We start from the raw sequence: 25,396 nt of genomic DNA on the forward strand, positions 1-25,396 counted from the left end.
CTTCTGCCTGATAGCAGCATGACATGACCCCAATGACTCATTGGGGTTTTTTTTGGCTCGCATCAATGAAAATCCCGAGAGTGACTTTTCAGGTCGGCGAGGGCGGCACTCATGTCCTCCACGGCGCCCGCAATCAGATGGATGATGCCCTCCGGCGTCTTTTCCACGACCCCCTTCACGATTAACAGCTGGCCGCCGAGCAGCGCCCGGCGAAAACGCTCCTGAATGGTTTGCCACAGCACCACATTGGTATTGCCGGTTTCGTCCTCCAACGTCATGAACATCACACCCGAGGCGGTGCCCGGGCGCTGACGGTTGGTGACCAGGCCCGCAACACGGACCAGTCTGCCGCTGTCGACACGGCGCAATTGCCGCGCACTGCGACAGCGGCGGAAAGCGTCCTGATGGCGCAGCAACGCCAGCGGGTGGCGCCCCAGGGTCAGGCCGAGGCTACGGTAATCACTGAGCAGCGATGCCACTTCAGACGGCGCATCCAGATGAATGTTGTCATGCAGGGCCGAGGCAGGCTCCGGCGCATCGGATGGGGCGCCGAACAGCGGCAGGGTTTCCTGCACCGCCTGTATTTCCCAGTGGCCCTGATGGCGATGGCCGGTCATGCGCGCCAGGGCATTGGCGGCGACCAGCGCTTCACGCTCGCGCTTGCCCAGCCGGGCACGCAGGCACAGGTCGGCGACATCGGTAAAGCGCGCCTGTTGTCGTGCTGCGGCAATGCGGGTCGCGGCGTCCTCATCGAAACCGCTGATCTGGCGCAAGCCGAGCCGCAGGGCCGGTTGCATGCCGTAGGCCTGCCTTGCGCTGTCCTCCAGCGTGTAATCCCAGTCGCTGCGGTCCACGCACACGGGACGAATCTCGATGCCATGCTGACGCGCATCCTGGATCAACTGGGACGGGGAGTAGAACCCCATGGGCAAACTGTTCAGTAACCCGCAGTAGAAGGCGCTGGTGTGATGGCGTTTCAGCCAGGCGGAGACATACACCAGCAGGGCGAAGCTGGCGGCATGGGATTCCGGGAAGCCATAGCCGCCAAAGCCTTTCATCTGTTCGAAAATGCGCGTGGCGTAGTCATCGCTGTAGCCGTTGGCGCGCATGCCGTTGATGACCTTGTCGCGAAACTGCATCAACTCGCCGCTCTTGCCCCAGCGGGCCATGGCGCGGCGTAGCTGGTCTGCTTCGCCGCCGCTGAAGCCTGCGGCCACCATGGTCAGCTGAATGACCTGCTCCTGGAAAATCGGGATGCCTAACGTGCGGGAGAGCACATCGCGAATGCGCTGGTCCGGGTAGTCCACCGGCTCCAGGCCATCCCGGCGGCGCAGGTAAGGGTGCACCATGTCACCCTGAATCGGGCCGGGGCGAACGATGGCCACCTCGATCACCAGATCGTAGAACTGGCGTGGCTTCAGGCGAGGCAGCATGTTCATCTGTGCCCGGGACTCCACCTGGAACACGCCGACGCTGTCGCCTTTGCAGAGCATGTCGTAGGTGTGCGGTTCTTCCCTGGGGATGCCTTGCAGGGTCAGCGGTGGCGTGTTCGGGCGACTCATGTAGCCATTAATCGTATAGCCATTAATCAGATCGAGCATCTTGCGAATGGCCGTGAGCATGCCCAGTGCCAGCACATCCACTTTCATCAGGCCCAGCGCTTCCAGATCGTCCTTGTCCCACTGGATGATGGTGCGATCCGGCATGGCGGCATTTTCCACCGGCACCAGTGTGGCCACCGGGTCGCGGCTGATGACAAAGCCCCCCACATGCTGGGACAGGTGCCGGGGGAAGCCGAGCAGTGACAGCACCAGGTGGCGATACTGGCGCGCCAGCCGCGTGTCGTGCAGGCCGGCTTCGCGGAACCGTTCGGCCAGGGTTTCCGGTTTGTCCCACCAGGCCAACTGTTTGCTGAGCAGATCCAGGCGGTGACGGTCGAAGCCCAGTGCGCGGCCGACATCACGCACGGCAGAGCGCATGCGATAGCTGATCACGGTAGCCGCCAGTGCGGCGCGCTCACGGCCGTACTTGGTGTAGATGTACTGGATGACTTCTTCGCGCCGCTCGTGCTCGAAATCCACATCGATATCGGGGGGCTCGTTGCGTTCACGGTTGATGAAGCGCTCGAACAGCAGGCTGCTGTGGGCCGGGTCTACCTCGGTGATGAACAGGCAATAGCAGACGGCGGAGTTTGCCGCCGAGCCCCGTCCCTGGCAGAGAATATTGCGGCTGCGGGCAAAGGCAACGATGTCCTGCACGGTGAGAAAATAATATTCATATTGCAGCTCGCGGATTATGGCGAGCTCTTTCTCGATCTGTTGCTGCACGCTGGCCGGTACGCCGTCGGGCCAGCGCCTGGCAGCACCGTCTTCGGTCAGCTGGCGCAGGTGGGCGGCGGGTGTCAGCCCGTCAGGGACCACCTCGGTCGGATATTGATAGCGCAACTCACGCAAGGAAAACCGGCAGCGTGCGGCGATGTGCAGGCTTTCGGCCAGCAGGGCTGGCGGGTAAAGCGCCTGCAGCCGCTGCACCGGGCGCAGGTGCCGTTCGGCATTGGCGAAACGCTGGCGGCCCAGCGCCTGCACGGTGGTGTGGTGGCGCAGGGCGGTAACCACATCCAGCAAGGGCTGGCGTGCAGCGCTGTGCATGTGCACGTCGTTACTGGCCACCATGGGCAGTTGGCAGGTGTCTGCCAGCGTGCGCAGGTACTCGTACTGGCACACGTCGTCGCCGTCTTGCAGCAGTTCGCAGGCAATCCAGAGCCGGTCGTTGAACAGGGGCATCAGGCGCGTGAGCTGGTCCCGGTCGGTATCCGTGTCCCAGCCAGGCAGCCACAGGCACAGCAGGCGCTGGCTGTGCTCGGCGAGCAGGGACCAATCGGCCTGGTAGGTGCCTTTGGCGCTGTGGCGCCGGGCCCGGGTAATGAGGGTGGAGAGGTCTGCGTACGCCGCGCGGTCCGGCACCAGCAACACCAGCCGGGTGCCGTCGTCCAGGGTCAGCGCGCTGCCGATGATCAGCGCCAGGTCGGCGGCGAGGGCGGCCTGATGTGCCCGGACCACGCCGGCCAGTGAGCATTCATCGGTGATGGCCAGCGCCTGGTAGCCGAGGCTGGCGGCCTGCCAGACCAGCTCGTCCGGCTGACTGGCGCCGGTGAGAAAGGTAAAGGAGGAGGTAACGTGCAGCTCGGCGAACATGCTCTGCTCCCGCCGGAAACCCGGCGATAACCGAGCGATAATCGGGCGATAAAAGGGTCCGGGGAGCAAAGCGCCGTCCCTGGCGCCGGCCCGACAGCGGGGACTGAGGGCCTGGGAGATGGATCACGGCGGAAACCTGAAGAGGTGTTGCAGTACCTGAACAGCTGCCGTGTGCTCACCGGACAGCCAGAATACTGTTCGTATGGACAGTGTGTCAAGCAGGCATGCGTTCAGTCCTCCCGTTACAGCAGGGCCAGGGTGGAATCGGCGTGCCAGAAGGGCGACAGGCGGCGACGCAGGGTCTCTTCGAGAATGCCTTTTTCCTTTAGCAACGCGATGATGTCCGGGGCGTAATGCATGATCTCGTCGTTGACCATTTTCTTGGTCACGCCCATTTCGCCCACCAGCTTGTCCAGCGTGGTGTCGCCATATTTGTGGAAAAAGAAATCCACGCCGGCGTCCAGCAGGTTGCCGAAGTAACGGGTTTCGCGAAATTGCTTCCAGGCTTCCAGCCCGGTGACCATGACATCTTCCAGCTCGTCGCGGGTGATGTAACGGCGCAGGCTGGCGACTTTCTCTTCCTTGATCTCGTCCCAGAAGTCGAGAATGCCCTGGCGCAGCTCGCCGCTCTCCACAGCGCTTTCCAGCCGCTTCTCACTTTGCCGGATGATGCTGCGGGTATTGTGGGCGATATATTTCTTGATGCTGGTTTCGGCGGATTTTTCCAGACCCGGGGCGGCCCTGCTCACCGCAGATTTGCCGAGCTTGAGCAGGGAGCTGGCGCCAGGAATATTGCCGGCCATGTTGCCCGCCATATTAGTCCCCTGGGAGACGAAACCCTGGATGCCGCGATACAGCATGTCGGAAATCAGATTGAGCGTCAGCGGGCTGCCGCCGATCTCACTGATCAGGCGCTGGCGCAGTGCTTTCATTTCCAGTGCCACGTCCAGCAGTTCGGCGACTTCCTGATCCGTGATCAGATCTTCGAAGCTGTTCTTGTCGTGGCCCGGGTGGTTATACAGGCGATCGGCGATTTCGCCGATCAGCTCGGGAATGGCGCCAGAAATCTCCATCTCGATGGCATAGCGGCGGGCGGTAACGCGCACTTTTTCCGCGCTGACCACCTCATTGAGCTTGAGGGTCTTGGCAAGCTTGAAGAACTGATTCACCTCTTCCTTGACCAGTTTCTTGAATTCCTTCTCGTCCAACTGGGCAATGATCCAGGCAATCTGGGCGTTGAGGAGCTGTTCTGCTTTATCCCGCTGCGCGTCCGTCATGATTCGGTGGTCCCTTTTCCTGTGTGATGTTCGGGAGCTTAGAGGCTCTGCCCGGTTTGTGCCTTGGCCGCAGTGACGTTGCCGCCGGGTTGCGTCAGGCACTGGCGCTGGCTGGCATTGCATAGCATGCTTGCATACACAGCGGGAAACAGGGAAGCAGCCGATTTGCGCATGATACGGTTTTTCAGAGGTGAGCTGACGGAAGAGGTCCGGGACTGGGTCAATGATGGCCTGATCAGTGCCGCGCAGGGTGAGTCCATTCTGGCGCGCTATGACCGCTCTCTGTCGGAAACAGACCAACCCTCACTGGGCTATCGCGTGCTCTCGGCGCTGGCCATCCTGTTCGCCGGCGCGGCCTTGCTCCTGCTGCTGTCGCATAACTGGGATCAGATGTCCCGGGCCGGCCGTATGCTCAGCCTGATTGCCGCCACCGGATTGCTGAACGGGCTGGGGGTGCGCCAGTGGGTGCGCGGGCAGCGGGATCAGGCGGTGCTCTGGTTCTTTGCTGGCGGCATTGTCTACGGCGCCAGCATCATGCTGATCGCGCAAATCTATCACCTGGGTGAGCACTTTCCGGACGGCCTGTTGTTCTGGGCACTGGGCATATTGCCCCTGGCGTTGCTCACTGCCAGCCGTCTCTTGCATGTTTTGCAGTTGGCATTGGTGACAGTCTGGATGCTGACGCAATGGCGCTACGGCTTGCCGTGGTTGTTGCCATTATTTGCCGGCGCGGCCTTGTACCAGGTCCTGTACCGCAGCCGTTCTGCCGTATTGCTGCACGGCGCGCTGCTGCTGTTACTGGTCTGGTTGAACGGTCTGTATGCCTGGTGGTACGGCTATTTCCACAACTGGATCGGCGGCGCTGGCAGCGTGCATCTGGTGCTGACATTGTTGCTGCTGTTCCTGATGCACACGGTGGCGCTGACGCAGTTGGCGCATCCTTCGCGGGGCCGCCGGGAGGACGCGCGCAGTGTCAGCAACTGGTGGCTGCGACTACTGGTGCCGTTACTGTTTCTGTTCAGCTATAGCCGCACCTGGGCGGATTTCATCGATGACTGGATAGCATTGGGCGGCGTGCTGGTGGTGCCACTATTGCTGACGATGGTATTGGTGGCCCTGATGGCAAGTCGTATGCCTGCCTCCCGGCGCTGGCAGCTGCTGGCAACGGGCGGTGCGCTGACATTGGTGCTGGCGGTGATTCATTACCTGCCGCAAAGCATGTCGCTGGCGGTCCCGCTGGCGGTGCTGGTGAATCTGCTGTTACTGGTGATGGGCATTGCGCTGATACATCAGGGGTTGCGTGAGCGTCGGGCGCGGCGTTTCCATCTGGGCATCGTATTGCTGCTGGCGTTGGGTCTGCTGCGCTACGTCTCGCTGATCGGTGATTACCTCAGCAGTGCGTTGATGTTTGCCATTGCCGGCGGTGTGCTGTTCGCGGCGGCGCGCTACTGGAAACGCCAGGTGGCGCGGCCTGGTAATACAGAGTCGTCCAGAACCGGGGAGGCGTCATGAGTCAGTCACAGCATCGCCTTCGGGATATGGCGGATAACGTGGAGCATGCGGCGGTGGACCTGAGAAACCGGGCACTTTCCGACAAACCGATGAACTGGCGTGCCTGGTTGCTGATCCTGGTGGTACTGGGGCAGTTGCTGGTGCTGGCCGGTGTCTATCTCGGCGCCCGCTATCCGCTCTGGGTCGGGGAGGAAGTGACGCTCGAGGTGGTGCCGGTGGACCCCCGCGATATGTTCCGGGGCAACTATGCGCGGCTGGAGTATGCCATTTCCGTCGTGCCCGCTGCGCTGCTTGATGCCGATGATGTCGGGCGCCCGCTGCGGCGCAGTGAGCGGGTGTATGTGTCGCTGGCGCGCGGTGACGACGGCTTCTGGCATGCCACAGGGCTGTCCCGTGCGCGGCCGGACGACGGGATATTTCTGCGCGGTCGGATTGCCTGGCATCACAGCGAGGTGTACCGGTTACGTTACGGCATCGAGGCCTGGTTCGCGCCGAAAGAGAAAGCACTGGCACTGGAGCGGGATCTCGTCAGCGGCGGCGTCGCGCGCATCCGGGTAGCGCCGGGCGGGCGCGCAGCATTGGCGGAGCTGGAGGCGGACGGTTCTGAGGTAAACGGTTCTGAGGTAAACGGTTCTGAGCTGGACAGTTCTGGGCTAGACAGTTCTGAGCTGGAAAGCCCCGGCTCAGCGGCCGACCCCGGATAGCAACAGGTAGCTGTCGGGCGCGAGATGGATCGACACATCGTGCGCCTGGAACAGGGTGTCTGCCGCCATGCGCGCTTGTCCGGTGACGCCCGCGCTGTGTTCCGTGACATGCGCCGTGCCGCGCACGAGATAGCCCAGACAAGGGCCGCTCACCGTGGCCGCCAGTGTGTCATCTTCCCCTGTAATCATGACATCCAGCCAGGTCATACCGGCGGCGGGCGAGGCTTCCCCATACACCCGTGTACGACACCCGGGCTGCGGCTGATGGACCCGGTAATCCGTTGCGACGGGTGACTGTGCCGGCTGGAACCAGATCTGAATCATGTGATTGAAACTGCCGTCGGGATTGACTTCATTGTGCGCAAAGCCGGTGGTGCCTGCCCGCTGTACCTGCACGTCTCCCGCTGACAGCACGTGCCCGTCGCCGACGCTGCCGCGATGCAGCAATCGTCCGCGTATCAGGCAGGTAACGATATCGATGTCCCGATGGTGGTGTTCGCCGGTGCTGCCGTGGGGGCGAAAGAACGCATCGGCCAGGTAGACCAGATGGCCCAGCCCCTCGCTGGTATCCGCCAGGCGCTTGCCGGTGAACTGTGTCGGGCTCATGACATAGAGCCGCTCTTTCAGGCCTGCGAAGCCGGTCAGCGGCAAGTCATCACGGGTGATGATGTGCATGTCAGCGCCTCAGTTTGCCTGGTGTGGTGCCGGTCCAGCGGCGGAAGGCGCGATTGAACGCGCTTTGTTCGGAAAATCCCAGCAACAGGGCCACATCGCTGAGCGACAGGGACGTGTCGGCAAGATACTCCCGCGCCAGCTGGGTGCGCGCCCGATCCAGAAACTGTTGCCAGCTGATGCCGTGGGTGGTCAGGCGACGCTGCAAGGTGCGTGGTGAGACATGCAGTGCTTTGGCTGCTGCGGGCAGTGTTGCCCGGCCCTCGGCCAGCAAGCGGGGCAGCAACTGTTGCAGGGCGCGATCGAACGCATCGTTGTCCGGCAATGCCTGCAACAGCGCCTGGGCCTGGCGGTCCAGCAGGGCGCGCAGGGCCGGGTCCCGGTGGGGCATGGGGATGCCCAGATATTCAGCGGGGAAACGCACGCGCACATGACTGTTGCCGAACTCCACCGGGCAGTCGAAGAATGCCTGGTAGGCCTGTTCGTCCCCGGGCCGCTGTGGCGTGCCGGTAAACGTCACCAGCGAAGGCGGCGGCGGATTTTCTACCTGCCGGCGCAGGAAGGTGATCAGCGCGGCGATGGCAACACCGTCGCCCATCTGCCCCAGGAATCCGGTGGCGCCTTGCCAGCGGATTTCCACTTCATGGCCGGTGGCCATGATCTGGGCAATGTTGATGCCATAGAAAAGCTTTTCATAACGCTGATAGGCGAGCATGGCCTCGCCCAGCGTTTCCGTGGCCAACACCAGATAACCGAGCACACCGACATGATGGGGCTGCACACCAGCGCCGATGTCCAGCTCCGGGGCGATAGCGGCCGGGCGTAGCGCCACGGCCTTTTCCAGGAGTGCCCGCCACTGCTGGCCCGGAATGATGTCATCCGGTGCGCGCCAGGCCAGCGCGGCGCGGATTTCCGGGGCCGGCAGGTTCTCGCGATCCAGCCAGTCGGTCAGCAATCCGGTCCAGGCACCGGTCAGGCGTAATACGCTCATGTTGAGTCTGGTCTCCAACGGTGTGGCGTTGATAGTCAAAAATAAGTCGTGACTTGTCAATATGCTGGTGCAGGCTTGACCAACAATGGGGGTCACCCTGTTATCGGTAGGAGCCACCATGTCTTTTGTCGAAATGATCCATACCATGCTGGCCGACAGCGGCCTGCTGGCCCTGTGGGAACAGATGCCGGCATGGCTGGCGCTGGACCTGCGGCAACTGGTGTTCGTGCTGGCGACGCCGCTGTTTATCGGTGTGGCGCTGTGGGAGTACCGGCGGATTCGCCATGACGACACGCTGATCAGTGTGCCGGAAGCCGTGCGCAATTTCCTGCTGGGTGCGGGGTATCAGGTGACGGAGCTGTTGTTCGCCGGGCTGATTGCGTTTCCGGTCTATACGCTGGCCTATCATTATCGTTTGTTCGATGTGGCACTCAGCTGGCAGGCCTTGCTGGCGACGTTTATCGGTGTCGAGTTCTGCTTCTACTGGATGCATCGCAGCAGTCACCGGGTGCGTTGGTTCTGGGCCGCGCATGTAGTGCATCACTCATCGCAGCGGATGAATTTCTCCACGGCAATGCGTCAGAACGCTACCAATATCTTTAACGGGGGCTGGTTGTTCTATGTGCCACTGGCGTTTCTCGGCCTGAACCCGGTCTGGATCGGCGTGGTCTTTGCGCTGTCACTGGTGTACCAGTTTTTCATTCATACGACACTGGTGGACAAGCTGCACCCGGCGATCGAGTGGGTGTTCAACACCCCCAGCCATCACCGCATGCACCACGGCAAGAATCCGGGGTGTATTGATCGTAATTACGGCGGGGTGTTGATTGTCTGGGATCGCTTGTTCGGCACCTTTGTGGAAGAGCATGACAAGCACGCCATCGAGTACGGCATTACCCGGCCACCGCCACGGGATGATCTGATCACCCTGTGGACGCATGAATACCAGGACATGTTCCGGGATATGCGCCAGCCCGGGAGCCTCTGGCGCCGCCTGCAACATCTGTGGCGCGCGCCAGAGTGGGAGCGGGAGCGGGAACAGCAACAGCCGCGTGAGCAGAAACTGTAACGCTAGTCCTGCACTATTCCTGCACTTCGAACGTCAGATCGGCGGCACTGCTGAGACGAGACAGCAGGGCGTCGCCCATCAGGGATGCCGGTGTCCAGAAACCACCGGGGACATCGTCGGCAATATCTTTTGCCAATGACACAGCCGCCTGGCCAAGAAGTTTAGCGGTGGAGCCGTAACCCGGATCACCGGCACCGGTGACGCGTACCTGAAGCCTGGCACCGCTCTCTGTTTTGCCGACAAAACGCAGATCATAGAAGCCGGCTTTCTGGGCGGCGGGGCTGGGGCCTTCGCCCGGCTTGGGCACAACAAATTTTTCCAGCACCCAACGTGACGGCGCCAGCGCCGCAGCGGCCAGAAAGGCGCCGGTGCCGGTGGTCAGGCCCAGTGCTTTCATGCGGCCGGAGAATCCTTTGCCGGTCAACATAGCTTCGTCATAGCGGAAGTTGTCGCCGTAGGCATTGCCCATCAACGCATTACTGCGGTGCACGATGCGCGTATTGATGCCCGCCATCACGAAAGGCCCGGCCCAGGCATCGAAATCTGCATCGAAGGTGGGTGTGGACACATTGGCCTGGCGCACGGTAAAGCCGTGATCCGGCGGGCACAGGGCATAGGGGTTGGACAGTTGCTTGCGCAGCGCGCTGTCGCTGGCGGCTTCTCGCGCCACGTTCATCATGCTCGCAACGGTGCCGCCGGACGCGCCACCCTTGGCCGCCTTGACGCGCATTTTCACTTCCGTACAGGGCGCACCGAAACGGGCCTGTGCCTGTTGCTGAAGGAAGAAAACACCGAAGTCAGACGGAATCGAATCAAAGCCGCAGCAATGCACAATGCGCGCGCCTGATGCCTTGGCGGCGCCTTCGTAGCGGCTGATCATGCGAGGAATCCACTGCACCTCGCCGGTGAGGTCGCAATAGTGAGTGCCGGTGTCGGCACAGACCTTGACCAGCGGTTCGCCATACAGGGCATAGGGCCCCACCGTGGAAACGACCACGCGGGTCTGCTGGCACAGCTGGCGCAGGCTGTCTTCGTCTGCGGCGTCAGCGACGATCACCGGCAGGGTAACAGCCTTGCTGCCCAGCTCACTGCGCACTTGCTCGAGTTTTTCCCGGGAGCGGCCTGCCAGGGCCCATTTCAGGTCACCGTCGGTGCCGAAGGTATCTGTCAGATAACGGACAAGAATCTGGCCGACAAAGCTGGTGGCGCCGAACACCACCAGATCAAGTTGTGCTGTGCTCATGGGAACTCCTGTTGGTTTACCGTGCAGGCATGGTACGCCAGATGATGCGGTCTTTCCTGCCTTGCCGCACTATGCTGATAGCATGATGATCAGGAGAGGGAAACGGGAATGAGTGATACACCTGAGACGTTCACACCAGAGAAGTCCACGCCTGACGGGTTCACCCCCTTGTTTCGCAGCAGTCCGTTTACCGATCTGATCGGGCCGCTCTACAACATGCAGACGGCGTCAGGATTGATCCTCGGTCTGCGTATCGAAGAGAAACACTGCAATGCCCGCGGGCTGATGCACGGCGGTGTGTTCAGCAGCCTGGCGGATATTGCGCTGGGTTATAACGCGGCATTTTCCTCTGAGCCACCGACTCCCATGGTGACCGCAAGCCTGACTATCGACTATGCCGGTAGTGCGCGTCTGGGTGACTGGATTGAAGTCGAGACAGATGTGCAGAAAGTGGGCCGCAGCATGGCCTTCGCCAATTGCTATTTCCGCGTCGACGGCGAGCGCGTGGCGCGCGCCAGCGCTGTATTCAATGTGCTGGCGGCCAAGGCTTGATGAGTGGGTTTGAATTCAAAAAAGGTTCATCGCGGATGAGCGGGAATGTTTGTTTGTGGTGTTTTCCATTCTTTGTTGGTTGGGTGGTTATGGCCCTCGGGGGGCGGTAAAGGTTTTCAGGACACGCCGTAAACCCCCTCCGGGGCCGGCCCGCCATCACAGATGTCGTGCGTTCGACTGCGCGCGACGCATGCGTCGCAACACGCTTGTCTCACCCCTGGGGGCTTGGTTTCGGCATCCTGCCTCAAACAGTCCTGAAAACCTTTCCCGCCCCCCGAGGGCCGTCACGTCCAGTCCGATTAACAAGCTGGAAGCCAACTAACGGTTTTGTTCCTCCAGAAAGTCGATAACAGCTACCGAACTTAGAATCTCCTGCCAGCGTTGAGCCGGGGTATGCCCTGGAGGGACCTCTTTGGCCATGGATGGCCAAAGCGCGAGCGACCAGGGACGGCTTGAGCGGTCCCGGAAGGGCATGCCCCGGCTCAACGCGTACTCGATGGAGGGTGACCAACTCTGCTGGAGAACAACCCGCATCCCGGCTGGCACGCAAGCGGCCTTTACCGGCAAATATTCCCGCTCATCCGCGATGAACCTAAAAAATACCCTGCACAAACCACTGCACGTCTTTTTGTGCCGCTGTCTGGTTCGGGAGGCCGTATCGCAGTCTGAACAACCAGCACAGGCTGCCGCTGGCGGGGTGATGGGCCAGGTAATAATCTCGTCCATGAGTACCGCCCGCATGAGTACCGCCCGCTACCGCATCGGCCTGCCACCACTGGGTCGCCAGTCGCCGGTCCGGCAATAACGGCAGCAACCGGCTGCCGCGCCAGCATAATCCGTTTTGACCCTTCTGCTGCACCGGTTCTGGTGGATCGAATAACCACAGGGGCTGCCGGGACCAGGGGGCTTCCACGCGGGTGTGCTCGGCGTCCGATCCGGTGTCTGTCATGTGCGCCAGCGGGTCGTCTTCGCTCTGCGCCAGTTCCGGCAAATGATCGTCCCTGCTGCGCAGACGGCTGAGCTGCAATTGCGGCAGGCTGGCCAGCTTTTCCAGCAGGGCGAGGCCATTGCTGCGCGCACCGGGTTCATGCAGCAGTGTCTGGCTCTCCGCTTCGGCGGCGCGCGGGCGGGCGCAGGTGAGGGTCAGTTTCAGCACCGGCGCACGCAAACGATGCTGCTCCAGGCGCCGTTCGCTGAGCGTCAGCCAGAGATCCGCGTCGGCGCCGGGTGTGGCGCGACGCACAATCAGGCTTTCGGCCTCGCCCTGATGATCCTGCAACTGCCAGCGAATGGCGCGGGTCGCCTGGTGACGCCAGTGCAGGTAGTCGCTCAACGCCTGCAATTGTTGCTGCATGACGGGTAACAGATGCTGGCTGTGACTGACGGCATCGCTGAATTCCGTGCTGACATGAAATCGCTCTGGCGCGGCCAGGGGCTCGCGCGGGTCCGGGCGTTCGCCCAGCAGTTGCTCACACCACAGCAACAGCGCCTTGCCGAAACGTTTGCCCAGTGCTTGCCGGGGTAATGCCAGCAGGTCCCCCAGTGTGCGAAAGCCCGGTGCTTGCAGGGCCTGCCGTAACGGTTGGGCCAGTGCCAGCGTGGTGATGTGCTGTTGTTGCAGTGCGCTACAAAAGGCAGCGCGGTAGCGGCTGATGTCGCGGGTGCTTTCAGCGGCTTGCAGGGTCTGCAGGCTGAGGGCGGCCGGTGCATGACTGAGCTGCCAGGCGGCCAGCGGCGTATGGCCCAGACCCGTGCGCCAGACATGACCGCTGGCGGCAAGTCGGGTATGCAGGGCCACCAGCAGATTTTCGCTGCCCTGAAACAGGCGCAGGCTGCCGCCGATATCCAGCAGCAGCCCCACATCCCCTTGCAGATCATCGGGCGGCCGCGCTGCATACAGGCTGACGCCAGGGGTAAAGCACATCAGCTGCCAGCCCAGTTGTTGCAGGTATTGCTGTTCCAGCACCGGGTCCCGTTCCGTCAGTTGCAGGTTATCTGCCAGCGCATGCGCTGTGGCCAGCTTCATGCCGGGCATGACACCCAGCGCCTGGCTTTGGGCGCAACAGCAGTGAATGCGCTGCTGCACGACAATGGCGCGGGGGTACGTGTTGTCGGCCGGCGGCTGGCGGATTTCCAGTGGCCACTGCGGCAGGCGGATGGCGCACCACAGGGGCAAGGGCGTGCGGGCCACCTTACTGTTCCTCTATGGGGGATATGGGTATGGGGGATATGGGGGATATGGAAGAGACCCGGGTAGAGGAGGGCCGGCGTCGGGTGGAATGTGTCTTGGCGGGCGCAGCGGCAGAGCGCTCGTCTGGCACGGGCATCATGTCGGGCTGCGCTGTGTCGGCCGACGATGGCAGGTCCAGATCCGGAACAGGCGCCGGCTGATGTTTGCCCGGCGTGCCGAGGCGGTAGATGACCGGTTCGGGCTCGGGGGGCACAGCAGGGGGCCGGGTGTGAGCAGTGAGTGCCGGGGTGGCCGCTGTTTGTGCCAGCGGCGGCGGCAGGCCTGCGGCGCGGCCCACCGGGTGCTGCAGGGCGTCCGGCAGCCAGGGCAGGGTGATCTGCTGGCCCGCCCAGCCGCCGGGCTGTTTGAGCACCGTCAGGCGTGCTTCGTGGAGTGGCTGGCCCGGCGATGTTGGCTGCGGCTGCCAGTGCAGGCGCAGCGGCGCCGGAGAGCTCTGATGGGCGAAGCGCGGGTCGCGAATCAGCGTCAGCCAGCAGCGGCCCTGCTGTGCGGCCAGGTGCAGGCGGCGTAGCTGGCGCGGGTCTTTCAGATTGGCAGGTGCCCAGAACACCAGGGCGCTGACACTGTCCGAGGCGGCGGCTTCCAGGCAGGCGCGCAGCAAATGGCGGGTTTCACCGCTGCTGCGAAGGATCAGCAACCGCGTGATATCGAGCCCGGCCCGGCGCAGGGCCGCAGCATTGGGCCGGGCCGGCGGATTGGCCAGGATGATCATGCCCTTGTCGGTGCTGAGGTCGGTACCGCTGTTGTTGCTGGCCAGAGCCGGTAGCAGCAAACGCAACAGCCCGGGATGGTCGGCGGGGCTGAGTAATTCGGTGAGGCCGTGGGCGGGCCAGCCACCGTGATGCAGGGCGTGATCCAGCGCGCTGAAACCGGTGTGCCGCACCGGGGGCGCGGCGTCGGGCAAGGCGTCGCGTCCGCGCCAGATGTCGGCACGGTGAAGCAGTTCATGGAGGGTCGCGGTCTGGCTCGTCATGACGCCAGAATACTGTCTTTATGGACAGTATTTCAAGCCGTGTTCAGGGGCTATGTTCAGGGATTATGTTCAGGGGCCGGCGGCCCAGTCGCGGTAAGGAGTCTGGCTGAGCTGGCTGTTGTAATAGCGCGGGTCGCCGGTGACTTCCTGGCCGAGCCACGGGGGGCGTTCGAAGGCGTCATCTTCATGGCGCAGCTCGATTTCAGCGACGATCAGGCCTTCGTTGTCGCCATGGAACACATCCACTTCCCAGACGTGCTCTCCGGCTGGCAGCCGATAACGGGTTTTCTCGATGCGTCCGGCGGGGCACAGCGCCAGCATGTCGCGGGCGTCTGCCACGGGCACCGCATATTCAAACTCTGCCCGGCGGGCGCCATCGTTGCGACCCTTGACGGTGAGCCAGGCCTGCTCGCCCTGAATGCGCACTCGCACGGTGGTTTCCGGTGTGTGGCTCAGATAGCCCTGGTGTAGCGCCAGGCCGGGCTGGTTTTCCAGCATGGCGGTAGTGCGGACCAGGAATTTGCGCTCGATTTCCACGCCCATGGGCTGTTTTCTCTCTACGTTGCGAGTAATCAGGCGTCAGTCATCCGACGTTGCCGGGCTGGCGTCGAGCCCCAGCTGATCGAATGTCAGTGTCAGCGACAGCGCCCGATAGCGGTTCATCAGATCGCCGGGCAGGTAAAAGGCCGGGTCATCCATGAAAAAATACTGGGATACGCCGATGCCGCAGCGGTAAGTCTGACGCAGGGTGGTCAGGTTGTCGCCCAGCGCTTCCAGTTTGATCAACAGGGCCTCGAAGTGCTCCCGGTGGCTGGCCTGCTGGTCCAGATTGCTGGCCAGTATCCAGCGGTTCTCCATGCGCCGCGCTTCAGGTGTCAGTGCACTGTAAGACTCCCCCTGGCGCCAGATATCGTCCGGGGTGACGCCAGCAACCCGGGTGATGATGGCGGGATCTTCGTCAAAGCCGAACACGGCAAAATAGACGTGATGTTCGATCATTGCGGGCGCAGCTCACGATTGATGTGCAGTTCATCCACGGCAAACCCCAACGCGGTGGCGTGCTCTTCCAGCAGGGCATAGTCGCGGGCGCTGATGTCCGGGGTGCGCGCGAGAAACCATAAATAGTCGCGATTGGGCGCGCCGACCATGGCCAGCTGGTAGTTCTCATCCAGATACAGAATCCAGTAGTCCCCTTCGGTGAGACGCGGCAGCAGGCGGCTGATCCAGGTATCGAAGCGCACTCGCAGGCGTGCCGGTTCACTGCTGTCGACGACTTCGGCGATCCCGGTGGCCTGGCGAGGCTCATCATCTACGCGCTGGCAGCTGTTGATGACCTGCAAGCGCCGGTCGTCCAGCAGCACATAATCGGCAGTGGAGTCGTAGCAGCCACGCTGGAAGAATTGCGGCAGGCGGGCGATCTCGTACCAGGTGCCGGTGTAGCGCTGCAAATCCACATCCTCGACGACCGGCAGCGGGGCGTGTGAGCGACTGCAGGCGCTGAGCCCGGCCAGTATCGTCAGGGTCATTATTATCGTGGCCTTTGCCGGCCAGGGCAGGTATCGCATTGTTGTTCTCGGTTAGTTCTCAGTGAGTTCTCAGTCCCCAAACTTCACTGTACCAGCTTATGCTTGTGTGCGTGGAGGGGCACGGGGGAGGGACACGGGGGAGGGACACGGGCGAAGGGGCTACACCGCAATAACAGCATGCTATACTGCGCAGCCGCTGCGCCCTGGCAGGCTTTGTGAGGCCTTGATCAGGCCAGAATCGGCACCGGACGGCCTCCCTGAACAACAGACATCACGCAGCATGCATCACGCTACGGGCGACTGGTGCGGCCCATACTGATCCGCTACAGACAAGGCGTGCAGGAGACAAGCTGAGTGAGCGACCCGAATGACAGGCACCGCAACCCCCCTCTGCTGCAGGTGGATGCGTTGGGTTGTGAGCGTGATGAGCGCAGTCTGTTTGTCGGGTTGAGCTTTACCGCCAGCGCCGGTGATATCTGGCAAGTGGCCGGGCCCAATGGCGCGGGCAAGACCACCTTGCTGCGCATTCTGGCCGGGCTGTTCGGGTTCTATGAGGGCCGCCTGCATTGGCAGCTGCCAGCCACGCTGCGTGAAAGCATGCTGTATCTGGGCCACCGCCCCGGGCTGCGCGAGGAACTGACACCGCTGGAAAACCTGACCTGGCTCAGTGCACTGCACGGCCAGAAGCAGGATGCTGCATTGATGGCAGCGTTGTCAGCGGTAGGTCTGGGCGGGTTCGAGACGCTGCCGGTGGCGCACTTGTCCGCCGGCCAGAAGCGTCGTGTGGCCCTGGCCCGGCTGTGGTTGCCGGGCAAACCGGTATGGATTCTGGATGAGCCGTTTACCGCCATTGACGCCGAGGGCGTCGCCCTGGTGGAGGCGCAGCTGCGCCGCCACGCTGCGGCGGGCGGGCTGGTGATCTACACCTCGCACCATCAGCTGGCGGCGGATACGCGGCAAATCATGCTGGGGGCGCACATGCCGGGTTCAGGAGCGCCTGCATGAGAGGATTCAATGCAACACTGCAACGGGAAGTGCTGCTGGCGATGCGCTCACCGGCGGAAGTGATCAACCCGTTGTTCTTTTTTGTGGTGGTGGTCAGCCTGTTTCCGCTGGCCGTCTCGCCGACCCCTGATCTGTTACGGGAAATGGCACCGGGCGTGATCTGGGTGGCCGCGCTGCTGGCGGTGATGTTGTCGCTGGACGGGCTGTTCCGTACCGATGAGGAAACCGGCGTGCTGGATCAACTGCTGGTGGCACCGGTGGAGCTGTATTTCACGGTGCTGGCGAAGATTGTGGCCCACTGGTTGCTGGTGGGGCTGCCGCTGGTGCTGGTGGCGCCGGTGCTCGGTTATATGTTGCAACTGCCGGTATCGGTGCTCGGCACCCTGATGTGGGGGCTGTTGCTGGGCACGCCGTCATTGATGGTGATTGGTGCCATTGGCGCATCGCTCACGGTAGGTTTGCGTCGGGGGAGTATGCTGTTGGCACTGCTGGTGCTGCCGCTGTATATCCCGGTGCTGGTATTTGGCGCGGGCAGCCTTGGCCGGGCGCTGGAAGCACTGCCGGTGAATCCGGTCTTGGCGGTGCTGGGCGCTGTGCTGGCACTGGCGCTGAGCCTGGGGCCTTTTGCGATAGCACTGGGGCTGCGTATTTCCACTGGCGACTGATGTCGGACCAAGAGTTAGAACGTTATGCAGGATTCGCGCGCAGAACACAGATCACAGGCCTCCGTTAACATGGCGCTGCCGGGGCATTTTTATCTGATCAGCCTGGTCACGCTGCTGGCGGCCGTGCTGACCTGGTTTATCTGGTCGGCGCCGGTGCTGCCGCGCAGTATCTGGCTCGGCGGTGGCTGGGTTTTCGGTGTGGTGTTTTATTTTGGTGCGCTGCGTTATCCGGACCTGTACTGGCGCACATTAGAGCGCTGGTATCACGAACTGGGCTCACCACGGTACTTCTATCGCCTCAGTGGCCTGTGGTTACCGTGGCTGGTGGCGATTGCGGTGGTGCTGTGCCTCACCGGCCTGGTCTGGGGGCTGGCCTTCGCGCCGCCCCATCACGAGCAAGGCAACAGTTATCGCATCATCTATTTGCATGTGCCCGCATCCAGCGCAGCGCTGATGGGCTATATGGCCATGGGCGTCGCGGGCCTGGTAGCGCTGGTCTGGCGCTTGAAAATGGCTGAAATCATGATCAAGGCCATCGCCCCGTTTGGCGCCGTGATGGCGGCCGTTTCCCTGATCAGCGGTGCTATCTGGGGCCGGCCCACATGGGGCACCTACTGGATATGGGATGCACGCCTTACCTCCATGCTGATCCTGCTGTTCCTGTACCTGGGTGTGATCGCCCTGCAGAACGCGATCCGTGATCCGCGCCAGGCGGGGCGCGCGGCGAGCCTGCTCAGTGTGGTGGGGGTGATCAATGTGGTGATCGTGCGTTATTCCGTGGACTGGTGGCAGAGCCTGCATCAGGGCAGCTCCATGAGCATGTTCGGGACGGCGGGCAGCGCCATTCATCCCAGCATGCTGGCGCCACTGCTGTTGTCCATGTTCGGCATCTACTTCCTGTATGCGGTCACGGTGCTGGTGCGCGCCCGCACGGAAATTCTCTGGCGTGAGCGCAAGAGTCAGTGGGTGCGCGAGGAGGTGAGCTGATGTATTTCGATTCTTTCGCCGCACTCTGGCAGATGGGCGTGCATGGCCCGTTTGTCTGGAGTGCGTTCGGTATCGGTGTAGCCCTGATTCTGCTGAATGTGGGCGTTGCGGTGTCTCGTGGTCGTCGGGTTCGCCGTGATCTGAAAAACATTATTCGACGACAGAAGATGATGCAGGAGAGGCAATGAATCCGGTACGCAAACAACGTCTGCTGATTACGCTCGGCGCTCTGGCGGGCCTGGCACTGGCGACAGGGTTGTTGCTGTATGCGATATCCGCAAATATCAATCTGTTCTACACACCGCAGCAGGTCGCCGAGGGCGAGGCACCGGTGGGGCAGCGCATGCGTGTAGGAGGGCTGGTGGTCGAGGGATCGGTGCGCCGTGATCAGGAGACCCTGGAAAATGCCTTCGATCTGACTGATGGCTTGGGCACCTTTACGGTTTACTACGTCGGCATCCTGCCCGATCTGTTCCGCGAAGGGCAGGGCATTGTGGCCAACGGCACCCTGATCAGTGAGAGCCGTTTCGACGCCACGGAAGTACTGGCCAAGCATGATGAGCAGTATATGCCGCCGGAAGTGCTGGAAGCCCTGCAGCGTGCCGGGCATCCGAGTGTGGATGGTTCGGTGTATGAGGCCGAAGAGGGCGTTTCATACTGACGCGGGATTGATGCCCGACAACCGGTCGCTGTTCAGCCGACCGGTTGTTCGTGCATTGCCGTGAACTGTCAGAAGATGAAGCCGATACTCAGGTAGTTCACATCTGATTCGATAATGGTGTATTCCAGCTCCAGGCGTGAACTGCCCAGCATGAAACCGACACCGCCCCCCAGGGACATGCCGCTTTCCTTGTCGGAGGCAGAGCCGCCCGGGCCTGAAAACTTCACGTCCTCACGCAGATAGCCCGCCTTGCCTTTCAGGTAGATATTGCCGTCGCTGCGGAAAGTGCCATAGAGCGCCAGCGTGCGGAGCTCGTACTTCACCGAGGGCACGCCAGTGTCTGTCTTGGAGGTTGGCTGGGTATATTCCAGCTCGAAACCCAGGCCGCTCTGGCCAACGTAGCCGGTGTAGAAGCCGATATTGGTAGAGTCATCCAGGTCTATCCCCAGACCGTTGTCCGTGACATCAACCCGCATGGTCCCGGCCTTGAGGCCAAAAAAACCACCTTCCTGGCTGTGTCCTTCCGTCGCCACGGCCGTATTCGCCAGCCCCAGTACCAGCGCACCGATAAGATACTTCTTCATTGTGTCCTTCCCCTAATTCCTTGTTATTAAAGAGTAAAGTGATAAAAGGTTCCCCCTTCGGGGCACCATTTAAAGATAAAGGGGCGGGTGGGGCAAGTTTGGAGGCAGGCAAGTCGGATGCAGCACAGCATCAATATATACTTGATAATCATTATCATTATGGTTAGTATCTGTACCTGAGATCAGATAACCGGATGCGAACCATGTACGTTTGTCTCTGCAAGGGCATCACTGACAACCAGATACGGGAAGCGGCCCACCAGGGCTGTGGCAGTTTGCGCGATCTTCGTCGGGAACTCGGGGTAGGTGGTCAGTGTGGAAAATGTGTCCGGGAGGCGCATGAGGTGCTCAGGGATACCCGTGCCCTGACATCTGCGCAGTCCCAGGCAGCCGCAACGTACGGCGGCCCTCATTCCGGTGCGACGCCAGCCATGCCCGTCATGCCCATCATGTACGTGCCCCAGCCAGCCTGATCTCACTTGTACCAGGTCTCCCCTGACCTGCTCTGACGGCTCTCAACAGTTATTGCTGATGAGAGCCGTTTTTATTCCTGCTTCTGCTTCCTGTGGCCGTTGCGAATGCGCGGTTGCAGTCCCTTGCTGGTCCCCCGACAATAACGTCACCCGCGATGTTCTGATGGAGACAAGCTATGCGTGGTGACGCAAAAGTCATTGAATTTCTGAACAAGGCACTGGCCAACGAGCTGGTGGCGATCAACCAGTATTTCCTGCACGCACGCATGTACAAGGACTGGGGGCTGGAGAAGCTGGCGGAAAAGGAATACGAAGAATCCATCGACGAGATGAAGCATGCGGATCAGTTGATCCAGCGCATCCTGTTCCTGGAAGGCCTGCCCAATCTGCAGGATCTCGGGCGCCTGAAAATCGGCGAAAACACGCGGGAAATGCTGGAGTGTGATCTCAAGCTGGAGCACGAAGCCGTACCGCTGCTGAAAGAGGCCATCGCCTACGCTGATTCCGTCAAGGACTACGTATCCCGCGATGTGTTCAACAGCATTCTGGAATCAGAAGAAGAGCATATCGACTGGCTGGAAACCCAACTCGGGCTGATCGACAAGGTGGGTCTGGAAAATTACCTGCAGAAGCAGATGGAAACGGCCTGAGTTCTGCCGCAGCGCAGCATTCTGACATTTCCGCACGGCGCCCTGTGTGAGCTGCAGCGTCACACAGGGCGCTGTTGGTTTCAGATATCCGACACGGAAAATTCGCCAGAGCCCGGCAACTGCGTGATCAGCCCGGAGCCCAGCAGCGCAGCTGGCGTGGTGTAGCCCGTAATGTAGCCCGGAGTATAGCCACTGGCGCCCTTGCTCTCCTGATGCGCTGATCCCTGGCCAAGCAAATAACCCGTCACCGCCAACGCCCCGTCAATGGTCAGGCTATAGCCGTTTGCCGTGCGGATGCGCACGACTTTGCCTTCCCCTTTCGCATTGCGCGCCTCGCCCCACACCCAGGTAGGCAAGCGGGCGCGAGTGCTGGCATCCGGGCCTTTCACCTTGCGATCGATAAGCGCCTTGAGCTGCCGCTGCAGCCACTGGCTGCCCAGTAACGGGCGCACCAGATTGCCCAGACGCGCACCGAGGATGGCCGCCGCTGGCAGCGGCACCCAGGTATCGATATTGGCAATGCCGGTCGTGCTGTAGGCCGTGGAAACGTCGCCCCAGGGAATGGTCATGGCCCGGCGAGGGCCCTGGCCGAAGTCGATGCGTCGGCGCCCCCAGGCCAGCGGCATGTCCTTGATGCGCCCATCGCGGCGGATCTGGCAGCCGTTGCCCAGCCCTTCAACCACGGTTTTCGCCGTACCCGGTGACAGGCCGGACGCCGTTTCAAAGCCCAGCGACAGATGCGTTGCATCGGGCACCAGTTCTTTCAGGCGCAGCGCCACACAATCCGTGGGGATGACATCGAAACCGACACCGGGACACAGCGTGACACCCGCCGCCAGGGCCCGCTCGTGCTGCGCGCGAGCGTGCTCGAACACCGGAATCTCACCGGTGATATCCAGATAATGCGCCCCGACGGCCAGGCAGCCCTCAATCATCGGGCTGCTGGTGGCCGAAAACGGCCCGGCGCAGTGCAGCACCAGATCAACACCGTCCAGCCCGGCAATCACTGACGCGGGATCATCCAGCGCAAAGGCGCGCCAGGACAGCCCCAGTCCCGCTGCCAGCGGCTGCAGCCGGCTCTCGCTGCGTCCGGCCAATATCGGCGTCAGGCCCCGGCTGACGGCCTCCCGGGCGATCAACTCGCCGGTGTAGCCGTTTGCGCCATAGATCATCCATTGCATGGTCAGTGTCCCCGTTGAAACAAAACCCGATTATGCATGCCTGCGGCCCCGGCGCCCTGTCCGACGGGGACACTCCATCAGGTACTCCATGGCGGCGGACTGATGGCGGCGCCTGAGCAAAGCCTCTGATGCAAATACGAAAAATTGCTGCTGCGCACGCTTGACGAACGCGGACCTATTCGGAATAATGCGCATCCTCTCGAGGCGCCAGGCAACACAGCGTGCTCGGGTATGATTTGTGACGGTTTATGCACCCGTAGCTCAGTTGGATAGAGCGTCTGGCTACGAACCAGAAGGTCGGAGGTTCGAATCCTTCCGGGTGTACCACACAGAAAAGCCCCTGACTGTAACCGGTCAGGGGCTTTTTTTTGGCTTGTTGCGGGTTGATCATCTGAAATTGGGGGGAGCTCTCCAGCGGGGTTGGTCACCCTCCATTGAGTACGCGTTGAGCCGGGGTATGCCCTTCCGGGACCGCTCAAGCCCCTTCGGGTCCGGCCCGCCATCACAGATGGCGGTCGTTCGGCTGCGCGCAAAGCGGTGCTTTGCAAGACGCTTGCCTCACCCCTGGTCGCTCGCGCTTTGGCCATCCCTGGCCAAAGAGGTCCCTACAGGGCATACCCCGGCTCAACGCTGGCAGTAGATTCTGAATTCGGTGTGTGTATCAACTTTCTGAAGGAACAAAACCGTCAGTTGGCTTCCAGTTTGTTGGCCTGGCTGAGCGTGACGGCCCTCGGGGGGCGGTAAAGGTTTTCAGGACTGTTTGAGGCAGGATGCCGAAACCAAGCCCCCAGGGATGGGTTTACGGCGTGTCCTGAAAACCTTTACCGCCCCCCGAGGGCCACAACCACCAAACCAACAAAGCAAATGGAAAACACCATCAATGAGCGCCCCGGGTAATCTGCGCAATGAGCCTTCTGGGTCCTTGCTATGCGGTACCACGGAGGCCGGCGTCGGCGCGGCGCTCGCATTGAACGCAACACGCTGATTTACATGGGGTGATCATTTTGGTCACCCCCGCGTGTAATTGCTTATTGTCGACAATCCCGGTACATTTCGCCGCTCTGGGGCATGGGTGCGCGTGAGTCCAAAAGACTTGCTCTCGCCGATGATCCGGCCACTTCAGGAAAGGGGTGTTTGTGATGGACGAGTTAATGACGCAAGGCCTGGAACTGATGCTCACCGGTATCGGTGTGGTGTTCGCCTTTCTGATTACCCTCGTTGTGCTGATGACACTGATGTCAGCGCTGCTCACCCGCTTTCTTCCCGAGCCGGCACCTGTTCCGGCACCGGCCGACGCCGGTAATACTGATCCCTCTGCTGCCACCGGCGGCGCACAGCCTGTGTCGCCCCATGTGCTGGCGATTATTCAGGATGCCGTGCGGCAGCATCGCGCGCGCCGCGCCTAGCAAGCAACCAATCAGAGAACATAATCAAGGGTCTGGCCATGAGTGAGAAAAAGCCGCTTGGCATTACCGATGTGGTGTTGCGCGACGCCCATCAGTCGTTGTTTGCCACCCGGTTACGGATCGACGACATGCTGCCGATCGCCGGCAAGCTGGACGAGGTCGGTTTCTGGTCTCTGGAATCCTGGGGTGGCGCGACCTTTGACGCCTGCATTCGCTATCTGGGCGAAGACCCCTGGGACCGTATCCGCGAGCTCAAGGCTGCGATGCCGAAGACGCCTCAGCAAATGCTCCTGCGTGGGCAGAACCTGCTGGGCTATCGTCATTATGCTGATGACGTTGTCGACAAGTTTGTCGAGCGGGCGGCCGTCAATGGTGTGGATGTGTTCCGTGTCTTTGATGCCATGAACGACATGCGCAATATCCAGCGCGCCATCGACGCAGTGCTCAAGCAGGACAAGCATGCCCAGGGCACCATGTCCTACACCGTGAGCCCGGTGCACACCATTGATATGTGGGTGGACCTGGGCCGTGAAATCGAAGACATGGGCGCGCACTCTATCTGCATCAAGGATATGGCCGGTCTGCTCAAGCCCTATGTGGCCTATGAGCTGGTGAGCAAATTGAAAACGGCGGTGAATATTCCGATTCACATGCAGTGTCATGCCACGACCGGTCTGTCGACGTCGACCATTCTCAAGGCAGCAGAAGCCGGTATTGATAACGTGGATACCGCCATCTCGTCCATGTCCATGACCTACGGCCACAGCCCCACAGAAGCCGTGGTGGCGATCCTCGAGGGGACGCAGCGTGATACCGGGCTGGATATTCTGTTGCTGGAGGAGATCGCGGCGTATTTCCGCGAGGTGCGCAAGAAGTACGCGAAATTTGAAGGCAGCTTGCGTGGGGTGGATTCGCGCATTCTCGTGGCGCAGGTGCCCGGCGGCATGCTGACCAATATGGAAAGCCAGCTGCGCGAACAGAATGCCGGTGATCGCCTGGACGAAGTGCTGGAAGAAATTCCCCGCGTGCGCGAAGACCTGGGTTTTATTCCGCTGGTGACGCCGACCTCGCAGATCGTGGGTACCCAGGCGGTACTGAACGTGCTGGCCGGTGAGCGCTACAAGGCGTTCTCGAAAGAAACCCGTGCTGTGCTGCGGGGCGAGTATGGTGCCTCTCCGGCGCCGTTCAATCAGACGCTGCAGGAGCGCGCACTGGAAGGGGATGCGCTGGTGACCTGTCGCCCGGCAGATATGCTCGAGAACGAGATGGCGCGGCTGACGGATGAACTGACGGCGCAGGCAAAAGAGCAGGGTATTACGCTGGCAGACGGCGAGCGCCGGATTGATGACGTGCTCACCTACGCGCTGTTCCCGCAGATCGGTCTCAAGTTTCTGGAAAACCGGGGTAACCCGGCGGCGTTCGAGCCGGTGCCGACCGGTAAGGAAGGCAGCCTGGTGACCACGGACGATGGTGAAGAAATCTACACCGTAACGGTGGAGGGCAAGGACTACACGGTGACCGTCAGCAACGGCGGTGATGTGACCGGTATTCGTGCCCTCAATGGCGGCGGCGACAGCGCTGGCGCCGTGCCGGCAGGTGAGGGTGAGGCAGTGCCCGCACCGCTGGCGGGCAACATCTTCAAGGTGCTGGTGAAGCCCGGGCAGCAAGTGAAAGAAGGGGAAAAGATCATGGTGCTGGAAGCCATGAAGATGGAGACGGATGTTTCCGCCCCACGCGCCGGCACCATTGCCGCCGTCAATGTAAAGGAAGGCGATGCGGTGACCGTGGGCGATGCCCTGGTCTCCCTCGCCTGACGGAGG

25 protein-coding genes and 1 tRNA gene are annotated in these 25,396 nt (G+C 61.7%); 14 read left to right on the forward strand and 12 right to left on the reverse strand.

From position 1 onward, the window contains the following. Positions 1 to 62 precede the first annotated feature (62 nt). Together K8B33_RS12640 and K8B33_RS12645 are read right to left on the reverse strand one after the other, a co-directional pair. Positions 63 to 3,194 carry an error-prone DNA polymerase gene (locus K8B33_RS12640; protein WP_223427031.1) on the reverse strand — a complete coding sequence of 1,044 codons (3,132 nt, stop codon included), beginning with the start codon at positions 3,192 to 3,194 and terminating at the stop codon, positions 63 to 65. A gap of 242 nt (positions 3,195 to 3,436) precedes the next feature. Then, positions 3,437 to 4,471, reverse strand: coding sequence for a hypothetical protein (locus K8B33_RS12645; protein ID WP_223427033.1), 1,035 nt, complete (start codon positions 4,469 to 4,471; stop codon positions 3,437 to 3,439). A 171-nt stretch (positions 4,472 to 4,642) separates the two neighbouring features. Here K8B33_RS12645 and K8B33_RS12650 point away from each other — a divergent pair, with 171 nt between their 5' ends. Together K8B33_RS12650 and K8B33_RS12655 are read left to right on the forward strand one after the other, a co-directional pair. Then, a complete protein-coding gene (locus K8B33_RS12650) occupies positions 4,643 to 5,983 on the forward strand; it encodes a DUF2157 domain-containing protein (protein ID WP_223427035.1) in 1,341 nt (446 codons plus the stop codon). Further along, entirely contained in the window at positions 5,980 to 6,687 is a 708-nt protein-coding gene (locus tag K8B33_RS12655) for a GDYXXLXY domain-containing protein (RefSeq protein WP_223427037.1), read from the forward strand. The genes K8B33_RS12650 and K8B33_RS12655 overlap by 4 nt, the downstream gene beginning before the upstream one ends. Here K8B33_RS12655 and K8B33_RS12660 read toward each other — a convergent pair. Both K8B33_RS12660 and K8B33_RS12665 read right to left on the reverse strand, forming a co-directional pair. Then, entirely contained in the window at positions 6,667 to 7,362 is a 696-nt protein-coding gene (locus K8B33_RS12660; RefSeq protein WP_223427039.1) for a pirin family protein, read from the reverse strand. The two genes, K8B33_RS12655 and K8B33_RS12660, sit on opposite strands and share 21 nt — an antisense overlap. 1 nt (position 7,363) lies before the next feature. Continuing rightward, positions 7,364 to 8,350: a helix-turn-helix domain-containing protein gene (locus K8B33_RS12665; protein ID WP_223427040.1), complete on the reverse strand. Its 987-nt coding sequence runs from the start codon at positions 8,348 to 8,350 to the stop codon at positions 7,364 to 7,366. A gap of 118 nt (positions 8,351 to 8,468) precedes the next feature. On the opposite strand from K8B33_RS12665, the gene K8B33_RS12670 reads away from it, so the two are divergent. Further along, positions 8,469 to 9,419, forward strand: a complete 951-nt coding sequence (locus tag K8B33_RS12670; RefSeq protein ID WP_223427041.1) for a sterol desaturase family protein — start codon at positions 8,469 to 8,471, stop codon at positions 9,417 to 9,419. Positions 9,420 to 9,432: 13 nt separating this feature from the next. Here the strand turns inward: K8B33_RS12670 and K8B33_RS12675 are convergent, their stop codons facing one another. Continuing rightward, a complete protein-coding gene (locus K8B33_RS12675) occupies positions 9,433 to 10,662 on the reverse strand; it encodes a saccharopine dehydrogenase family protein (protein ID WP_223427046.1) in 1,230 nt (409 codons plus the stop codon). A gap of 108 nt (positions 10,663 to 10,770) precedes the next feature. On the opposite strand from K8B33_RS12675, the gene K8B33_RS12680 reads away from it, so the two are divergent. Next, positions 10,771 to 11,214: a PaaI family thioesterase gene (locus K8B33_RS12680; RefSeq protein ID WP_223427049.1), complete on the forward strand. Its 444-nt coding sequence runs from the start codon at positions 10,771 to 10,773 to the stop codon at positions 11,212 to 11,214. Positions 11,215 to 11,806: 592 nt separating this feature from the next. On the opposite strand, the gene K8B33_RS12685 is transcribed toward K8B33_RS12680, so the two are convergent. From K8B33_RS12685 to K8B33_RS12705, 5 genes are all read right to left on the reverse strand, one after another. Beyond that, complete coding sequence (locus K8B33_RS12685; protein ID WP_223427051.1) at positions 11,807 to 13,405, reverse strand: Y-family DNA polymerase; 1,599 nt, start codon at positions 13,403 to 13,405, stop codon at positions 11,807 to 11,809. Position 13,406: 1 nt separating this feature from the next. Then, positions 13,407 to 14,438, reverse strand: a complete 1,032-nt coding sequence (locus K8B33_RS12690) for a hypothetical protein (protein ID WP_223427053.1) — start codon at positions 14,436 to 14,438, stop codon at positions 13,407 to 13,409. Positions 14,439 to 14,507: 69 nt separating this feature from the next. Next, positions 14,508 to 14,981 (reverse strand): CYTH domain-containing protein, encoded by a 474-nt coding sequence (locus tag K8B33_RS12695; RefSeq protein WP_223427054.1) that lies wholly within the window; start codon positions 14,979 to 14,981, stop codon positions 14,508 to 14,510. A gap of 36 nt (positions 14,982 to 15,017) precedes the next feature. Then, positions 15,018 to 15,437: a DUF4279 domain-containing protein gene (locus tag K8B33_RS12700; RefSeq protein ID WP_223427055.1), complete on the reverse strand. Its 420-nt coding sequence runs from the start codon at positions 15,435 to 15,437 to the stop codon at positions 15,018 to 15,020. Next, positions 15,434 to 15,964, reverse strand: coding sequence for a lipocalin family protein (locus tag K8B33_RS12705; protein ID WP_223427056.1), 531 nt, complete (start codon positions 15,962 to 15,964; stop codon positions 15,434 to 15,436). Before K8B33_RS12705 ends, K8B33_RS12700 begins: the two co-directional genes overlap by 4 nt. A gap of 354 nt (positions 15,965 to 16,318) precedes the next feature. Here K8B33_RS12705 and ccmA point away from each other — a divergent pair, with 354 nt between their 5' ends. From ccmA to ccmE, 5 genes are read left to right on the forward strand one after another with little or no spacing between them, the layout of a single operon-like run. Further along, positions 16,319 to 16,969: a cytochrome c biogenesis heme-transporting ATPase CcmA gene (ccmA, locus tag K8B33_RS12710; protein ID WP_223427057.1), complete on the forward strand. Its 651-nt coding sequence runs from the start codon at positions 16,319 to 16,321 to the stop codon at positions 16,967 to 16,969. Next, a complete protein-coding gene (gene ccmB, locus K8B33_RS12715) occupies positions 16,966 to 17,634 on the forward strand; it encodes a heme exporter protein CcmB (RefSeq protein ID WP_223427058.1) in 669 nt (222 codons plus the stop codon). Before ccmA ends, ccmB begins: the two co-directional genes overlap by 4 nt. Positions 17,635 to 17,658: 24 nt before the next feature. Beyond that, a complete protein-coding gene (ccmC, locus tag K8B33_RS12720; protein WP_396020981.1) occupies positions 17,659 to 18,621 on the forward strand; it encodes a heme ABC transporter permease CcmC in 963 nt (320 codons plus the stop codon). Further along, on the forward strand, positions 18,621 to 18,809 hold the full coding sequence (gene ccmD / locus K8B33_RS12725; protein ID WP_223427061.1) for a heme exporter protein CcmD: 189 nt from the start codon (positions 18,621 to 18,623) through the stop codon (positions 18,807 to 18,809). Before ccmC ends, ccmD begins: the two co-directional genes overlap by 1 nt. Further along, the gene (gene ccmE / locus K8B33_RS12730) at positions 18,806 to 19,282 is read left to right on the forward strand and encodes a cytochrome c maturation protein CcmE (RefSeq protein WP_223427063.1); all 477 of its coding nucleotides are present in this window, start codon (positions 18,806 to 18,808) and stop codon (positions 19,280 to 19,282) included. The genes ccmD and ccmE overlap by 4 nt, the downstream gene beginning before the upstream one ends. A gap of 68 nt (positions 19,283 to 19,350) precedes the next feature. Here the strand turns inward: ccmE and K8B33_RS12735 are convergent, their stop codons facing one another. Then, a complete protein-coding gene (locus K8B33_RS12735) occupies positions 19,351 to 19,866 on the reverse strand; it encodes an outer membrane beta-barrel protein (protein WP_223427066.1) in 516 nt (171 codons plus the stop codon). 203 nt (positions 19,867 to 20,069) lie between these two features. On the opposite strand from K8B33_RS12735, the gene K8B33_RS12740 reads away from it, so the two are divergent. After that, on the forward strand, positions 20,070 to 20,339 hold the full coding sequence (locus K8B33_RS12740; protein WP_223427068.1) for a bacterioferritin-associated ferredoxin: 270 nt from the start codon (positions 20,070 to 20,072) through the stop codon (positions 20,337 to 20,339). Between the two features lie 176 nt (positions 20,340 to 20,515). Continuing rightward, positions 20,516 to 20,989, forward strand: coding sequence for a bacterioferritin (bfr, locus tag K8B33_RS12745; protein WP_223427070.1), 474 nt, complete (start codon positions 20,516 to 20,518; stop codon positions 20,987 to 20,989). 80 nt (positions 20,990 to 21,069) lie between these two features. Here the strand turns inward: bfr and K8B33_RS12750 are convergent, their stop codons facing one another. Then, positions 21,070 to 22,170: a saccharopine dehydrogenase family protein gene (locus tag K8B33_RS12750; protein WP_223427077.1), complete on the reverse strand. Its 1,101-nt coding sequence runs from the start codon at positions 22,168 to 22,170 to the stop codon at positions 21,070 to 21,072. Positions 22,171 to 22,420: 250 nt separating this feature from the next. Here K8B33_RS12750 and K8B33_RS12755 point away from each other — a divergent pair. From K8B33_RS12755 to oadA, 3 genes are all read left to right on the forward strand, one after another. Then, positions 22,421 to 22,497, forward strand: a tRNA-Arg gene (locus K8B33_RS12755). A gap of 812 nt (positions 22,498 to 23,309) precedes the next feature. Then, positions 23,310 to 23,576, forward strand: coding sequence for an OadG family protein (locus K8B33_RS12760; RefSeq protein ID WP_223427079.1), 267 nt, complete (start codon positions 23,310 to 23,312; stop codon positions 23,574 to 23,576). 38 nt (positions 23,577 to 23,614) lie between these two features. Then, positions 23,615 to 25,390: a sodium-extruding oxaloacetate decarboxylase subunit alpha gene (gene oadA, locus K8B33_RS12765; protein ID WP_223427080.1), complete on the forward strand. Its 1,776-nt coding sequence runs from the start codon at positions 23,615 to 23,617 to the stop codon at positions 25,388 to 25,390. Positions 25,391 to 25,396 lie beyond the last annotated feature (6 nt).

Origin of the sequence: Alcanivorax limicola, from assembly GCF_019931215.1 — a bacterium.
GTDB classification, from domain to species: domain Bacteria; phylum Pseudomonadota; class Gammaproteobacteria; order Pseudomonadales; family Alcanivoracaceae; genus Isoalcanivorax; species Isoalcanivorax limicola.

Bases quoted from the DNA above. Each gene is read 5' to 3' on its own strand.
- K8B33_RS12750 (WP_223427077.1), bottom strand. From the start codon at position 22,170: ATGCAATGGATGATCTATGGCGCAAACGGCTACACCGGCGAGTTGATC.
- K8B33_RS12660 (WP_223427039.1), bottom strand. From the start codon at position 7,362: ATGCACATCATCACCCGTGATGACTTGCCGCTGACCGGCTTCGCAGGC.
- K8B33_RS12680 (WP_223427049.1), top strand. From the start codon at position 10,771: ATGAGTGATACACCTGAGACGTTCACACCAGAGAAGTCCACGCCTGAC.
- K8B33_RS12705 (WP_223427056.1), bottom strand. From the start codon at position 15,964: ATGACCCTGACGATACTGGCCGGGCTCAGCGCCTGCAGTCGCTCACAC.
- oadA (WP_223427080.1), top strand. From the start codon at position 23,615: ATGAGTGAGAAAAAGCCGCTTGGCATTACCGATGTGGTGTTGCGCGAC.
- K8B33_RS12645 (WP_223427033.1), bottom strand. From the start codon at position 4,471: ATGACGGACGCGCAGCGGGATAAAGCAGAACAGCTCCTCAACGCCCAG.
- K8B33_RS12700 (WP_223427055.1), bottom strand. From the start codon at position 15,437: ATGATCGAACATCACGTCTATTTTGCCGTGTTCGGCTTTGACGAAGAT.
- ccmD (WP_223427061.1), top strand. From the start codon at position 18,621: ATGTATTTCGATTCTTTCGCCGCACTCTGGCAGATGGGCGTGCATGGC.
- K8B33_RS12670 (WP_223427041.1), top strand. From the start codon at position 8,469: ATGTCTTTTGTCGAAATGATCCATACCATGCTGGCCGACAGCGGCCTG.
- bfr (WP_223427070.1), top strand. From the start codon at position 20,516: ATGCGTGGTGACGCAAAAGTCATTGAATTTCTGAACAAGGCACTGGCC.
- K8B33_RS12655 (WP_223427037.1), top strand. From the start codon at position 5,980: ATGAGTCAGTCACAGCATCGCCTTCGGGATATGGCGGATAACGTGGAG.
- ccmB (WP_223427058.1), top strand. From the start codon at position 16,966: ATGAGAGGATTCAATGCAACACTGCAACGGGAAGTGCTGCTGGCGATG.
- K8B33_RS12735 (WP_223427066.1), bottom strand. From the start codon at position 19,866: ATGAAGAAGTATCTTATCGGTGCGCTGGTACTGGGGCTGGCGAATACG.
- K8B33_RS12740 (WP_223427068.1), top strand. From the start codon at position 20,070: ATGTACGTTTGTCTCTGCAAGGGCATCACTGACAACCAGATACGGGAA.
- K8B33_RS12675 (WP_223427046.1), bottom strand. From the start codon at position 10,662: ATGAGCACAGCACAACTTGATCTGGTGGTGTTCGGCGCCACCAGCTTT.
- ccmE (WP_223427063.1), top strand. From the start codon at position 18,806: ATGAATCCGGTACGCAAACAACGTCTGCTGATTACGCTCGGCGCTCTG.
- K8B33_RS12640 (WP_223427031.1), bottom strand. From the start codon at position 3,194: ATGTTCGCCGAGCTGCACGTTACCTCCTCCTTTACCTTTCTCACCGGC.
- K8B33_RS12665 (WP_223427040.1), bottom strand. From the start codon at position 8,350: ATGAGCGTATTACGCCTGACCGGTGCCTGGACCGGATTGCTGACCGAC.
- K8B33_RS12650 (WP_223427035.1), top strand. From the start codon at position 4,643: ATGATACGGTTTTTCAGAGGTGAGCTGACGGAAGAGGTCCGGGACTGG.
- K8B33_RS12695 (WP_223427054.1), bottom strand. From the start codon at position 14,981: ATGGGCGTGGAAATCGAGCGCAAATTCCTGGTCCGCACTACCGCCATG.
- K8B33_RS12760 (WP_223427079.1), top strand. From the start codon at position 23,310: ATGGACGAGTTAATGACGCAAGGCCTGGAACTGATGCTCACCGGTATC.
- K8B33_RS12690 (WP_223427053.1), bottom strand. From the start codon at position 14,438: ATGACGAGCCAGACCGCGACCCTCCATGAACTGCTTCACCGTGCCGAC.
- ccmC (WP_396020981.1), top strand. From the start codon at position 17,659: ATGCAGGATTCGCGCGCAGAACACAGATCACAGGCCTCCGTTAACATG.